We start from the raw sequence: 14,549 nt of genomic DNA, 5'->3' as shown, positions 1-14,549 counted from the left end.
TTCTCTTCCTCAACTTGACGTGTGTCGAGAGGAAACGGTTGCCTGTCGATCCCTTATGGGTGAGCCTCTCCCACCCTTATGGCTGAGCCTCCCCGCGGATCACGGCGAGCACTCCGTCCAGTTCGTCAGGTTTCACAAGAACGTCACGCGCCTTGGAGCCCTCGCTGGGCCCGACGATGGAGCGGGACTCCATCAGGTCCATCAGCCGGCCGGCCTTGGCGAAGCCGACGCGCAGCTTGCGCTGCAGCATGGACGTGGACCCGAACTGGGTGGATACCACCAGTTCAGCGGCCTGGCACAGCAGGTCGAGGTCGTCGCCGATGTCCTCGTCGATCTCCTTCTTCTGCTTGGTGCCGACGGTGACGTCGTCCCGGAAGACGGGCGCCATCTGGTCCTTGCAGTGCTGCACGACCGCGTGGATCTCGTCCTCGGTGACGAACGCGCCCTGCATACGGACGGGCTTGTTCGCCCCCATCGGCAGGAACAGGCCGTCACCCTTTCCGATGAGCTTCTCCGCACCGGGCTGGTCGAGAATGACGCGGCTGTCGGCGAGCGAGGAGGTCGCGAAGGCGAGCCGCGACGGCACGTTCGCCTTGATCAGGCCGGTCACGACGTCCACGGAGGGCCGCTGGGTGGCGAGCACCAGGTGGATGCCGGCCGCGCGCGCGAGCTGCGTGATGCGCACGATCGAGTCCTCGACGTCGCGCGGCGCGACCATCATCAGGTCGGCGAGCTCGTCGACGATCACCAGCAGGTACGGATAGGGCTGGAGCTCCCGCTCACTGCCCTCGGGCGTCTTGAGCTTGCCCTCGCGGACGGCCTGGTTGAAGTCGTCGATGTGTCGGTAGCCGAACGCCGCGAGGTCGTCGTAGCGCAGATCCATCTCGCGTACGACCCACTGGAGCGCCTCGGCGGCCCGCTTGGGGTTGGTGATGATCGGCGTGATCAGGTGCGGGATGCCCTCGTACGCGGTGAGCTCGACGCGCTTGGGGTCGACGAGGACCATCCGGACGTCCTCGGGCGTCGCTCTTATCATGATCGACGTGATCAGGCAGTTGATGCAGGACGACTTGCCGGATCCCGTGGCACCGGCGACCAGGATGTGCGGCATCTTCGCCATGTTCGCCATGACGTAGCCGCCCTCGACGTCCTTGCCGAGCGCGACGAGCATGGGGTGGTCGTCCTCGGCCGCGTCCGCGAGGCGCAGCACGTCGCCGACGTTGACCATCTCGCGGTCGGTGTTCGGGATCTCGATGCCGACCGCGGACTTGCCGGGGATGGGCGAGATGATCCGGACGTCCGGGGAGGCGACCGCGTACGCGATGTTCTTGGCCAGTGCCGTGATCTTCTCGACCTTCACGGCGGGGCCGAGCTCGATCTCGTAGCGCGTGACGGTCGGGCCGCGCGTGAAGCCGGTGACGGCCGCGTCGACCTTGAACTCGGTGAAGACGTTCGTCAGCGAGTGCACGACCGCGTCGTTGGCGGCGCTGCGGGTCTTGCCCGGGCCACCCCGCTCCAGGAGGTCGAGCGAGGGAAGCGCGTAGGTGATGTCCCCGGCGAGCTGCAGCTGCTCGGCGCGCGGCGGCAGCTCGCGCTCGGGCTCGGGCGCGGCCTTGGTGAGGTCCGGTACGGGTCCGGAGGCGCCGCCCGCCCTGTCGGCGCCGTCAGCGGGCTTCTGCGGCTTCTTCTTGAGCTTGCCGGGCACCGGCGCGTCCGTGGCGCGCGCGGTCGGTACAGGGGCCGTCTGCTCCCGCTCCTCGCGCTGTTCCCGCTCCCCCGACACGCCCTGCGTCAGATCGGCGACCAGCGGCGACGGCGGCATGCCGTGCATCACCGCGCCGTCCAGGGCGGCCGCCGCGGCGGCGGCCACGTCCACGGCGTCCATCGGCCGGTCCATGTCCGGCTGTACGGGGGCCCGGCGCGGCCTGCGACGGGTGGAGAGCGCCTGCTCCTCGGCCTGGTCGGGGTCGTACTGGCCGGGGGCGGGGCCGCGGCGGCGCGAGGGACGGGCGGGCAGCGCCTCGCGCCACTGCTCCTCATAGCGCTCGTCGTCCGTGTACTCGTAGCCCTCGTAGCCCTCGACGGTCTCGGGTGCCGGCTGGATCACGCCGAGCCTGACGCCGAGCAGCCGCAGCCGCTGCGGGATGGCGTTGACGGGCGTCGCCGTGACGACGAGCAGCCCGAAGACGGTGAGGAGCACCAGGAGCGGCACCGCGAGGATCTCGCCCATGGTGAAGATCAGGGGGGTGGAGGCGCCCCAGCCGATGAGGCCGCCGGCGTCCCTTATCGCCTGCATGCCGTCGCTGCGGGCCGGTGAGCCGCAGGCGACGTGGACCTGGCCGAGCACGCCGATGACGAGGGCGGACAGACCGATCACGATGCGGCCGTTCGCCTCGGGCTTCTCCGGGTGCCGGATGAGGCGGACGGCGATGGTGCCGAGCAACAGCGGCACGAGCAGGTCCAGGCGGCCGAAGGCGCCGGTCACCAGGATCTCGACGAGGTCGCCGACCGGGCCGCGGAGATTCGACCAGGTGCCCGCGGCGACGATCAGCGCCAGGCCGAGCAGCAGGAGCGCGAGGCCGTCCTTGCGGTGGGCGGGGTCGAGGCCCTTGGCGCCGCGTCCTATGCCGCGGAACATCGCGCCGACCCCGTGCGCCAGGCCCAGCCAGACGGCGCGCACGAGCCGGTACACGCCCCCTGTGGGGCTGGGCGCCGCTTTGGGCGCGGGCTTCGCGGCGATCTTCTTGGCCGGTGCCTTCTTCGCGGGCGCCTTCTTCGCCACGGCTTTCTTCGCGGGCGGTCTGGCAGCGGCCTTCTTCGCCGGAGCCTTTGTCGGCGCGGCCGCCTTCTTCGCGGGCGTCTTCTTGGCTGCGGGCTGACGTGAGGCCATGGGTGTGAGGTTACCGTTGCCGACCACTGTGGACACGTGTGCCTACTGCTTCACCCGTTCGTGTCGTCCCTGCGGAGGCCGAGAACTGACGGTGGTTCACCGGGTGGACCCGGCACGAAACCTCGTCAGTGAGGCTCCGTGCCGCGTCAGTTCTGCGAGGGGACCGAGGGGGCGCCGCTGCCGGTGCCCGGCTCCAGGGCGTCAAGAGCCCGCCGCAGACCGGTCAGTTTGCGTTCGAGATGGGCGGCGGTGGCGACCGCCGCCGCGTCCGCCGACTCGTCGTCGAGCTGTTTGGACAGCGCCTCGGCCTGCTCCTCGACCGCGGCGAGCCGCGCCGACAGCTCCGCGAGCAGACCCGCGGGCTCCTTCGCGTCCCCGGCCGCGGCCTTGCCGCCGCCCTCGAGCTGGAGACGCAGCAGCGCCGCCTGCTCCCGCAGTTGGCAGTTCTTCATGTACAGCTCGACGAACACCGACACCTTCGCGCGCAGCACCCACGGGTCGAACGGCTTGGAGATGTAGTCCACCGCGCCGGCGGCATAGCCGCGGAAGGTGTGATGCGGCCCGTGGTTGATGGCGGTGAGGAAGATGATCGGGATGTCCCGGGTCCGCTCCCGCCGCTTGATGTGCGCCGCGGTTTCGAAACCGTCCATTCCCGGCATCTGGACGTCCAGCAGAATGACCGCGAAGTCGTCCGTGAGTAGTGCTTTGAGCGCTTCCTCCCCGGACGATGCCCGCACCAGTGTCTGATCGAGCGCAGAGAGGATGGCCTCCAGCGCCAGCAGATTCTCCGGCCGGTCATCGACCAGGAGGATCTTGGCCTTCTGCACCATGGCCCGCCCTCCTCGCCCCGGCGGTACACCGGGCGCCGCCCCAGGGGACGACTCCCTTGCGCCGCCCGTCCTTGTGCCGGTCATCGTAGCCGCACCCCGCTTGTCGCCACACCCTGTCACCGCGATGTCACTGTGCACGTAGCAGAAACGCGGTGGGAGACCAGAAGGTTCCCCGAATACCGCGGTTCTACACGACCTCGGCCACACTCTGTCAGCAACTCCGTGTGACGACGCCGGTTCTCGGTCACTGAGCGCGCATCCACTGCTCCATCACCGACAACAGATGATCCGGGTCGACCGGCTTCGTGACGTAATCGGAAGCTCCGGAGTCGATCGCCTTCTCCCGGTCGCCCTTCATCGCCTTCGCGGTAAGCGCGATGATCGGGAGTCCGGCGAACTGCGGCATCCTGCGGATCGCCGTCGTCGTCGCGTACCCGTCCATCTCCGGCATCATGATGTCCATCAGAACGACCGTCACGTCGTCGTGCTGTTCCAGCACCTCGATGCCCTCGCGGCCGTTCTCCGCGTACAGCACCGCCAGACCGTGCTGCTCCAGGACGCTGGTGAGCGCGAAGACGTTGCGGATGTCGTCGTCGACGATCAGGACCTTCTCGCCGCCGAACTGGAAACCGGTCCGCGGCGCGACCGGTGTCTCCTGGCCCGCGTTGGGCCACGGCTCCTGCGTCCGCTGGGCCTCCGGGGCGCCGGGGGCCGGCTGTCCCGGCAGCGACGAGGGCTCCTGGACGGGCGCGGCACGGCGCCTCCTGCGGAACAGCGCGGCAGGGCTCGTGGGCTCCTCGCGGTGCGCCGGGGGTGCCGGCTGCCGCTCCGCTTCCTCGGCCGCGGGCGCCTCCTCCAGGGCGGGCAGCTCGCGCGACTGCGGCGCGGGCGCCAGCTGGGCGTAACCCTGGGGCGGCAGTTCGCTCGGGTGCAGCGGCAAATAGAGCGTGAAGGTGGAGCCGCGGCCCGGCTCGCTCTGCGCGTGGATCTCGCCACCGAGCAGCCGTGCGATCTCCCGGCTGATGGAGAGCCCGAGGCCGGTGCCGCCGTACTTCCTGCTGGTCGTGCCGTCGGCCTGCTTGAACGCCTCGAAGATGACCCGCATCTTGCTGGCCGCGATGCCGATGCCGGTGTCCGTCACCGAGAAGGCGATCAGGTCGGCGTCGGCGTCGCGCAGCGAACCGGCTTCCAGGAGCTGTTCGCGGATCGCGTTGGGCACGTCGTTGCTGGCGTGCCGGATCACCAGCTCGACCGCTCCGGAGTCGGTGAACTTCACCGCGTTGGACAGGAGGTTGCGCAGCACCTGCAGCAGGCGCTGTTCGTCCGTGTGCAGCGTCGCGGGCAGCTCCGGAGACACCCGTACGGAGAAGTCGAGGCCCTTCTCGGCGGTCAGCGGCCGGAAAGTGGCCTCTACGTAGTCGACGAGTTGGACGAGTGCGATGCGCGTCGGGGAGACATCCATCTTGCCCGCCTCGACCTTCGACAGGTCGAGGATGTCGTTGATCAGCTGCAGCAGGTCCGAGCCCGCCCCGTGGATCGTCTCGGCGAACTCGACCTGCTTCGGGGTGAGGTTCGCGTCGGCGTTGTCCGCGAGCAACTTGGCGAGGATCAACAGGGAGTTGAGCGGTGTGCGCAGCTCGTGCGACATGTTCGCGAGGAACTCGGACTTGTAGCGCATCGAGACCGCGAGCTGTTCGGCCCGCTCCTCCAGGACCTGCCTGGCCTCTTCGATCTCGGTGTTCTTGACCTCGATGTCACGGTTCTGCTGGGCGAGCAGCTCGGCCTTCTCCTCCAGCTCCGCGTTCGAGTCCTGGAGCGCCTTCTGCCGGCTCTCCAACTCCGCGGAGCGCTCGCGCAGTTGCTCGGTCAGCTTCTGCGACTGCTTGAGCAGCACCTCGGTCTTCGTATTGACGCTGATCGTGTTGACGCTCGTCGCGATCATCTCGGCGATCTGGCTGAGGAAGTCCTTCTGGATCTGCGTGAAGGGCTGGAAGGCAGCCAGCTCGATCACGCCGAGGACGGTCCCTTCGAAGAGCACCGGCAACACGATGACCTGCGCGGGCGGCGCCTCACCGAGGCCGGACGCGATCCGCAGATAGCCGGAGGGCGCGTTCTCCACGAGGATGGTGCGCCGCTCCTTGGCGGCCGTCCCGATGAGGGTCTCGCCGGGCCGGAAGGACGTCGGCATGGACCCCATGGAGTAGCCGTAACTGCCGAGCATGCGCAGTTCGTACGCGTCCTCCTGGTCGCCCCCGAGGTCCTGGGCGTCGTCCGTCGGCATCGCGAGGAAGAACGCGCCGTGCTGCGCGGAGACGACGGGCGTCAGCTCGCTCATGATCAGCGAGGCGACGTCCTCCAGGTCCCGGCGGCCCTGCATCAGGCCGGAGATCCGCGCGAGGTTGCCCTTGAGCCAGTCCTGCTCCTTGTTGGCCAGGGTCGTGTCGCGGAGGTTCGCGATCATCGTGTTGATGTTGTCCTGGAGGGCCTGGATCTCACCCGCCGCGTCGACCTCGATCTTCAGGTTGAGGTCGCCTCGGGTCACCGCGGTGGCGACCTTCGCGATGGCGCGCACCTGACGGGTCAGGTTTCCGGCCATCTCGTTCACGGACTCGGTGAGGTCGCGCCACGTGCCGTCGACGTCCCGCACGCGTGCCTGACCGCCCAGCTGGCCCTCGGTGCCCACCTCGCGGGCCACGCGGGTCACCTGCTCGGCGAAGGACGACAGCTGGTCGACCATCGTGTTGATGGTGGTCTTGAGCTCCAGGATCTCGCCCCGGGCATCGATGTCGATCTTCTTGGTCAGGTCGCCCTTGGCGATCGCGGTGGTGACCATCGCGATGTTGCGGACCTGGCCGGTCAGGTTGGACGCCATCGAGTTCACGGACTCGGTGAGGTCCTTCCACGTACCGGAGACGCCCGGCACGCGCGCCTGGCCGCCCAGGATGCCGTCCGTGCCCACCTCGCGGGCCACGCGCGTGACCTCGTCGGCGAACGAACTCAGCGTCGTCACCATGGTGTTCACCGTGTCGGCGAGCTGCGCGACCTCGCCGCGCGCCTCGACCGTGACCTTCTTGGTGAGGTCGCCGTTGGCGACCGCCGCCGAGACCTGGGAGATGTTCCGCACCTGGCTGGTCAGGTTGTTGGCCATCAGGTTGACGTTGTCGCTCAGGTCCTTCCAGATGCCCGTGACACCCGGCACGCGCGCCTGGCCGCCCAACTGGCCCTCCGTGCCCACCTCGCGGGCCACACGCGTCACCTGCTCGGCGAACGAGGACAGCTGGTCGACCATGGTGTTGACGGTCGTGACGAGTTCGAGGATCTCGCCCTTTGCGTCGACGGTGATCTTCTTGGAGAGGTCGCCCATGGCGACGGCCGTCGTGACCTCGGCGATGTTCCGCACCTGCAAGGTGAGGTTGTTCGCCATGCCGTTCACGGACTGCGTGAGGTCCTTCCAGGTGCCCGAGACGCCCTGGACCTCGGCCTGACCGCCCAGGATGCCGTCGGTGCCCACCTCGCGGGAGACCCGCGTGACCTGCTCGGCGAAGGCGGACAGCTGGTCCACCATCGTGTTCAGGGTGTTCTTCAGCTCGAGGATCTCGCCGCGCGCGTCCACGTCGATCTTCTGCGACAGGTCACCGCGGGCCACCGCGGTCGCGACCTGCGCGATGTTCCGCACCTGCGCGGTGAGGTTCCCTGCCATGCCGTTCACGGAGTCCGTCAGATCGCGCCACACACCGGCCACGCCGGGCACCTGCGCCTGACCGCCGAGGCGCCCCTCGGTGCCCACCTCGCGGGCCACCCGGGTCACCTGGTCCGCGAAGGCGGAGAGCTGGTCGACCATCGTGTTGATGGTGTTCTTCAGCTCCAGGATCTCGCCGCGCGCGTCGACCTCGATCTTCTGCGAGAGGTCACCGCGCGCCACGGCCGTCGTCACCTGCGCGATCTGACGCACCTGCGACGTCAGGTTCCCCGCCATGAAGTTGACGGAGTCCGTGAGGTCCTTCCACGTACCGCTCACGCCGTCCACCCGGGCCTGACCGCCGAGGCGGCCCTCGGTGCCCACGTCGCGCGCCATCCGCGTGACCTGGTCGGCGAAGGACGACAGCTGGTCCACCATCGTGTTCACGGTGTTCTTCAGCTGGAGCATCTCTCCGGAGACGTCCACCGTGACCTTCTGCGACAGATCGCCGTTCGCGACCGCCGTCGTCACCTGGGCGATGTTCCGCACCTGTCCGGTGAGGTTGCGGAAGGCGGTGTTCACCGAGTCGGTGAGGTCCTTCCACGTACCGGCCGCGCCCTGCACCTGCGCCTGGCCGCCGAGCTCACCCTCGACACCGATCTCCCGCGCCACCCGCGTCACTTCGGAACCGAAGGCCGAGAGCTGGTCGACCATCGTGTTCACGGTGTTCTTCAGCTCGAGCATCTCGCCCGCGACATCGACGGTGACCTTCTGCGACAGGTCGCCGTTCGCGACCGCCGTCGTCACCGTCGCGATGTCCCGCACCTGCGTGGTGAGGTTGCGGAAGACCGTGTTGACCGAGTCGGTCAGGTCCTTCCAAGTGCCCGCCGCTCCCGGCACATTGGCCTGACCGCCGAGCTGGCCCTCGGCCCCGACCTCGTTCGCCACGCGGGTGATCTCGTCCGCGAACGTACGGAGCGTCTCGGTCATCTGGTTGATCGTCTCGGCGAGCTGGGCGACCTCGCCGCGCGCGCTCACCGTCACCTTCCGGGACAGGTCACCGCTCGCGACCGCCGTGGTGACCTCGGCGATCCCGCGCACCTGGGCGGTGAGGTTGCCGGCCATCAGGTTCACCGAGTCGGTGAGGTCCTTCCACACACCCGCCACACCCGGCACCTGCGCCTGGCCGCCGAGCTCGCCCTCCGTGCCGACCTCCCGGGCGACGCGCGTCACCTCGGAGGAGAACGACGACAGCTGGTCCACCATCGTGTTGACGGTGTTCTTCAGCTCCAGCATCTCGCCCGCCACATGGACGGTGACCTTCCGCGACAGGTCGCCCTTCGCCACCGCCGTCGTCACCAGCGCGATGTCCCGCACCTGGGCGGTCAGCCGGTACGCCATGGTGTTCACGGAGTCCGTGAGGTCCTTCCACGACCCGGACATCCCGCGCACCCTGGCCTGCCCGCCGAGCTTGCCCTCGGTGCCGACCTCGCTGGCCACCCGCGTGACCTCGTCCGTGAACGTGGACAGCTGGTCGACGAGGTTGTTCACCGTCCGCCCGACCTTCAGGAACTCCCCGCGCAGCGGATGACCGTTTCCGTCGGCACCCTGCGCCCGCAGCTCCATGCGCTGCTCAAGGTCACCCTCCGCCACCGCGGAGAGGACCCGGCCCACCTCGGAGACCGGTCGTACGAGATCGTCTACGAGCGCGTTCGACGCGTCGATCGCGGCGGCCCAGGAGCCCTCGCTCGCTCCGGTCTCGAGCCGTTCCGTGAGTTTTCCCTCACGTCCGACCGTGCGCCGCACCCTCGAAAGCTCGCCCGTCAGGTGCAGATTCCGGTCGGCCACCTCGTTGAAAACGGCCGCGATCTCCGACATGACGTCGTCGCCGGAGACCGTGAGCCGCTTGCGGAAGTTGCCGTCCCGCATCGCCACCAGGGCCGCGAGCAGCCTGTTCAGAGCCGCAGCGTCCACCGAAGCCGTCGTCCCGTTGCGCGGTTTGCGCTGTTTGTTCAGGGACTGTCCGTCTTTCGCGCGCGTGTTTGTGCCCCGCGTCGCTGCGCCAGACTCCACTGTGTCCCTCCCGCAAGGGTCGACCGGTACTGCTCGGGTTGTTCTGACCTGTCCCATGAAGCTTGCCCAGTGTTTCACCATGGCCGAACCAGGCCATAACAGTTCGGCAGCTTCGCACACCGTCCGCACACCCTCCGGGCGGAAACACTGACGACCGGCATCAGCATGGACGGCGAAGGTAAGTAACCTTGCATCCGGCTGTCCAACCACCCCGGTCCTGCCCGGCCAGGGCGGTGGTACACGAAACAAGCGGGCATCGGAGGGGCGGCCGCACCATGGGTTCGGGAGAACTGGGCGTCGAGACAATCGCCACTGTCGACGCCGTCGATACTCGTACGAGGAGTGCTGTGATCACCGCGCGTGCGGCTGCCACCTTCGAACCCGTCGGGCGTTCCGTCGCGACGGCCCGCTCCTTCGTGCGCGACACCCTCCAGGGCTGGGGGTTCTCCGACATCGTCGACGACGCCGTCGTCCTCACCAGCGAGCTGGTCACCAACGCCGTGGTGCACGCCGGCACCGCCGCCGACGTCGAGTGCCTTCGCAGCGAGGACGCCGTCCGCATCGAGGTCTCCGACCGCTATCCGGAACGCGAGATCCCGCTTCAGCAGTCCTCCGTCAACATGGGCAGCCCGGACCGCGAGGGCGGCCGCGGCCTCCAGCTCTGCGCCGCGCTCGCCACCCGCTGGGGCGTCGACTACAGCCCCACCCACAAGCAGGTCTGGTTCCAGCTCGACCTGCCCCACCGCCCCGTGGGCACCCGCACCGCGGGCCCCTCGCTCCCGGCCGACCTGCTGCCCATCGCCGACGGCAGGGTCCGCGTCGCCGTCATCCAGATCGACCGCCTCGGCGCGATCTCCGCCTGGAACGAAGACGCCGGAGAACTCTTCGGGTACGCCGCCGAGCAGGTCGTGGGCAAGCCGCTCATGGACCTCGCGGCCTGGCCGCACACCCCGGGCACCAGCACCGGCATCGCCGAGGCGCTGCGGCTCTCCCGCTGGGAGGGCAGCTACGGCGTCCGCGGCGCCCACGGCCGCGTCATCCCCGTCTACGCCTCGCACCTGCGCGTCCGCGACGCCGACGGCGAACCGTCCACGGTCTGCCTGCTCGTGCGCGACGACGAGCGCGCCGTGCTCCAGACCCCGCTGCGCGGCGCCGCTCCGGAGCCGGGCGCCCGCAGCGAGTCGCACACCGCGGACCCCTTCGAGGTGTTCATCGGCTCCCCTGCCCCCGACGACCTCGACGGACTGCTCCAGCGCACCGTGGAGCGCGCCCGCGACATGCTCGACGGCGACGCGGCCTTCCTGCTTCTCGCCACCGACGACGAGACGGAGCTGGAGGTCCGCGCCTCCACGGGCCTGCCGTCGGCCCGCCAGCGCTTCGCCCGCGTCCAGGTCGAGTCGGCCCCCGGACGCTACGGCTCCGCCCGTATGCCGGCCGTTCACGAGGATCTGACGGTGGTCCCGGGAGCGGTCCCCCTCCTCGAAGGCACGGGCATGCGCTCCGTCGTCACCGTCCCGCTGAAGGTGGAGGGCCGCCTCACCGGTTCGCTGGGCGTCGCCGCCGAGGCCTCCGGCCGGTACTCGAACGAAGAGGCCCTGCGCCTCCAGTTCGCCGCCGACCGCATCGCCCTGGCCGTGGAGTCCGCGCGCCTCGGCGAGCTGGAGCGGCTCCGCCGCGGCTCGCTCTCCTTCCTCGTCGAGGCCTCCGACCTCCTCGCGGGCACCCTCGACCGCGACCAGACCCTGGCCCTCATGGCCCAGATGACGGTCCCGACGCTCGCCACCTGGTGCGCCGTCTACACCATCGCGGACCAGTCGGCCGAGCCCTATCTGTCGTACGTCCTGCACGAGGACGAGGAGCGCATCGACGGCCTCAAGGCCCTGCTCTCCAAGATCGCCCCGCCGGATCCGGTGCCGACCCCGGGCGCCCGCGTCTGGGCAGCCCCCTCCGAAGCCGCGCACCAGGCGGCCCTGCGCACCTCCATGCGCAGCGTGGGCCTCGGCGAGCCCATGACGCTGGGCTCGGGCATCGGCACGACGCTCTCCACCGCGTCGGCGGTGGGCGGCGAGACGGTGGTCCTCCCGCTGGTCGCCCGCAACCGCGTCATCGGCATGCTCACCCTCGGTAAGCCCGCCGACGAACACTTCCGCCAAGAGATCCTCGAATTGGCCGAAGATCTCTCCCGCCGGGCGGCCCTCGCCCTCGACAACGCCCGTCTCTACTCCGAGCGCATGGCCATCAGCCAGTCCCTCCAGCGCAGCCTGCTGCCGCCGGGGCTCCCACAGGTCCCGGGCGTCGAGGTCGAGGTCATCTACCGCGCGGCCGGCGAGGGCAACGAGGTCGGCGGTGACTTCTACGACCTCTTCCCCATCCGCGACGGCGCGTACGGCTTCGCGATCGGCGACGTCTGCGGCACGGGCCCGGAGGCAGCGGCCGTCACGGGTCTCGCCCGGCACGCCCTGCGCCTGCTCGCGCGTGAGGGCTTCGGCGGCCCCGCGGTCCTGGAGCGCCTCAACGCCGCGATCCTCGACGAGGGCTCCCGCAGCCGCTTCCTCACCCTCCTCTACGGCGAGTTGTGGCCCCAGGAGGACGGCTCGGCGGTCCTGAAGATCGTCTGCGCCGGCCATCCGCTGCCGCTCCGCCTCCGCCAGGACGGCACCGTGGAGCCGTACGCGGAACCGCAGCCCCTGCTCGGCGTCATGGACGACCTCGAACTGTACGAGCAGACGATGACGCTCGACCCGGGCGACGTCCTGCTCTGTGTGACGGACGGCGTCACCGAGCGCCGCGAGGGCACCCGCATGCTCGGCGACGACGGCCTGGCGGACGTCCTCACGACCTGCACGGGCCTGACGGCGGGCGCGGTCGCGGCGCGCATCATGCGCGCGGTGGAGCGCTTCGCGACGGACGCCCCCTCGGACGACATGGCGATCCTCGCGATGCGGGTCCCCGGCCTCCAGAAGGACTGACCGCGCCGGGGCGCACCGACCGCAGGGTGTGCCCCGGACATGACGAAGGCCCCCGCCCAACTGGGCGGAGGCCTTCATTACTTGAGCCCCCAAGCGGAATCGAACCGCTGACCTTCTCCTTACCATGGAGACGCTCTACCGACTGAGCTATAGGGGCCTGCTGCGCTTCGGGGTTTTCCCCTCGGCAACGGAATAGATCATACCTGAAATCGAAGCTGCCTCGAACCGCCCCTTCCTCTGGACCGCCCTTCCCGGCGCTGCCACTCTGCGCGCATGCCGACCCGAACCGGTACACCTTTGCGGCACGCCTTGCCCATGGCTCTCGCCGCCCTGCTCCTGCCGCTCGCGGCCTGCGGGTCCGACGACGACAACTCGGCCCCGAAGTCCACCAAGAAGCCGGCCGCCGCGGAAACCCCGCGTCCCGGCACCCAGAAGGTCACGATCTCCTGGAAGGGCGAGAAGCGCGTCTATACCGTCCACGCGCCACCCGGCTTCCGGCGCACCGAGAAGCTCCCGCTCGTCATCGCCATGCACCCCTATCCGGGAGACGGCAGAGCCGCTGCCGCGATCAGCGGCCTGAGCGCCAAGGCGGACAAGGAGAACTTCCTCGTCGCCTATCCCGACGGGCTCAACAAAGGCTTCAACGCCATGATCTGCTGCGGCTCCGAGGACGACGTGGGTTTCATCCGTACGATGACGAAGCGGCTGACCGGCACGTGGAACGCCGACCCGGACCGCGTGTACGCCACCGGCATCTCCAACGGCGGCGACATGGCGTACAAACTCGCCGTCGAACTCCCCGACACCTTCGCGGCCATCGCCCCGGTCAGCGGCGGATATCTCGGGAGCGACGCGGAGGACGCGTCGTACATGCCGAAGACCCCGGTATCGGTGCTGACGTTCCTGGGCGGGCTCGACAAGCACTATGCGGCGATGGACGAGGGCATCAAGACCTGGCAGCGACGCCTGTCCTGCAAGCCGGGCCGACCGGGCAAACTGAAGAACAACATCAGGAAGACGACAGCGAAGTGCCGTGACGGCTCGGACGTGGTCGTCTACCGGCTGCCGGACATGGGCCATTCCTGGCCGAACGGCGCGGGCGGCGGAATGTCCGACCCGACGGCGGGCGTCGACGCGACGGACCTGATGTGGGAATTCTTCAAGTCCCACAGCAAGGCGGCCTCTTAAAGGCGGACTCCTAGCGGGTTCAGAAGGCCGGCAGCGAAGTCAGAAGGCCGGCTGCAGTAGCCCACCGAGCGCGTTGCACGCGGACACGACGCGCTGGAGGTCGCGCCGCGTCATCGACGCGCCGGCCGGCAGTGCCAGCGTCTCGTCGGCCGCCCGCTCGGTCTCCGGCAGCTGTATGTCCCGCCAGAACCGCGGCGTGCGGTGCACAGGCGTCTTCACCGGCACCCGGCAGTCGATGCCCTTGGCCCGGACGGCACGCGCGAAAGCGTCCCGGTCGGGCCGCCCGTTCCCGGGCACGCGCACGACGTACTCCTGAAAGCTGTGCCCTTCGCCTTCGTCGGGCGTCACGACTCCGCTGAGCCGCCCGCTGAGGTACGCGGCATGCGCACGCCGGAGCTCCAGCCCGTCGGACGGAGTCTCCGACTCGCCCTGTTCCAGCTGCTCCAGGACGAGAAGCCCCTGCCGCTGCCCCAGCTCTCGCAGTCGCCGTACGTCGGCCCGGTGACCGAAGCGGTGCACGACCACGACGGCGGCCGTACGCGGGGTCACCACGGCGGCGACGGCATCGGGGTCGAGGCAGTACGTGGCCGGCTCTATGTCAGCGAAGACGGGCATCGCTCCGGCGAGGATCACGTCCTCGGCGACCTCGGCGTTCCCGTAGGCCGGCACGATGACCTCGTCGCCGGTACCGACACCCGCGGCGCGCAACATTCCAACTGTCCCCATGCCTACGGAGGTTGGCTGCGCAACGTGAACGGCAAGTAACGCAAAACAAAAAAGAGCTGGTCCCTGAACCGAAGTTCAGGGACCAGCTCTTATCAAGATGAGTTCGGCGGCGTCCTACTCTCCCACAGGGTCCCCCCTGCAGTACCATCGGCGCTATGAGGCTTAGCTTCCGGGTTCGGAATGTAACCGGGCGT

The 14,549-nt window shown here is 69.3% G+C and carries 6 protein-coding genes, 1 tRNA gene and 1 rRNA gene; 2 read left to right on the top strand and 6 right to left on the bottom strand.

From position 1 onward, the window contains the following. Nucleotides 1-76: 76 nt before the first annotated feature. The 3 genes from ACH4D5_RS21720 to ACH4D5_RS21710 all read right to left on the bottom strand — a co-directional run bounded on the left by ACH4D5_RS21720 (nt 77) and on the right by ACH4D5_RS21710 (nt 9,373). Nucleotides 77-2,890 carry a DNA translocase FtsK gene (locus ACH4D5_RS21720; RefSeq protein ID WP_398304918.1) on the bottom strand — a complete coding sequence of 938 codons (2,814 nt, stop codon included), beginning with the start codon at nt 2,888-2,890 and terminating at the stop codon, nt 77-79. Between the two features lie 146 nt (nt 2,891-3,036). Next, on the bottom strand, nt 3,037-3,720 hold the full coding sequence (locus ACH4D5_RS21715; protein ID WP_069886868.1) for a two-component system response regulator: 684 nt from the start codon (nt 3,718-3,720) through the stop codon (nt 3,037-3,039). A 244-nt stretch (nt 3,721-3,964) separates the two neighbouring features. Beyond that, the gene (locus ACH4D5_RS21710; RefSeq protein WP_398304915.1) at nt 3,965-9,373 is read right to left on the bottom strand and encodes a HAMP domain-containing protein; all 5,409 of its coding nucleotides are present in this window, start codon (nt 9,371-9,373) and stop codon (nt 3,965-3,967) included. 446 nt (nt 9,374-9,819) lie between these two features. Between ACH4D5_RS21710 and ACH4D5_RS21705 the strand changes: the two genes are divergently transcribed. Then, a complete protein-coding gene (locus tag ACH4D5_RS21705) occupies nt 9,820-12,441 on the top strand; it encodes a SpoIIE family protein phosphatase (protein WP_398304912.1) in 2,622 nt (873 codons plus the stop codon). Between the two features lie 84 nt (nt 12,442-12,525). On the opposite strand, the gene ACH4D5_RS21700 is transcribed toward ACH4D5_RS21705, so the two are convergent. Beyond that, nucleotides 12,526-12,598 (bottom strand) — tRNA-Thr (locus ACH4D5_RS21700). A gap of 158 nt (nt 12,599-12,756) precedes the next feature. Between ACH4D5_RS21700 and ACH4D5_RS21695 the strand changes: the two genes are divergently transcribed. Further along, nucleotides 12,757-13,629 carry an alpha/beta hydrolase family esterase gene (locus ACH4D5_RS21695; RefSeq protein WP_398304909.1) on the top strand — a complete coding sequence of 291 codons (873 nt, stop codon included), beginning with the start codon at nt 12,757-12,759 and terminating at the stop codon, nt 13,627-13,629. A gap of 39 nt (nt 13,630-13,668) precedes the next feature. Here ACH4D5_RS21695 and ACH4D5_RS21690 read toward each other — a convergent pair whose 3' ends face one another. Both ACH4D5_RS21690 and rrf read right to left on the bottom strand, forming a co-directional pair. Further along, the gene (locus ACH4D5_RS21690; protein ID WP_398305999.1) at nt 13,669-14,340 is read right to left on the bottom strand and encodes a DegT/DnrJ/EryC1/StrS family aminotransferase; all 672 of its coding nucleotides are present in this window, start codon (nt 14,338-14,340) and stop codon (nt 13,669-13,671) included. Between the two features lie 116 nt (nt 14,341-14,456). Next, a 5S ribosomal RNA gene (gene rrf / locus ACH4D5_RS21685) occupies nt 14,457-14,549 on the bottom strand; the annotation flags it as partial.

The sequence above is a fragment of the Streptomyces sp. NPDC018029 genome (assembly GCF_044327655.1).
GTDB lineage: Bacteria > Actinomycetota > Actinomycetes > Streptomycetales > Streptomycetaceae > Streptomyces.
The sequence above is the reverse complement of the archived record's forward strand: the minus strand, read 5'-3'. Positions and strand labels throughout refer to the sequence as shown.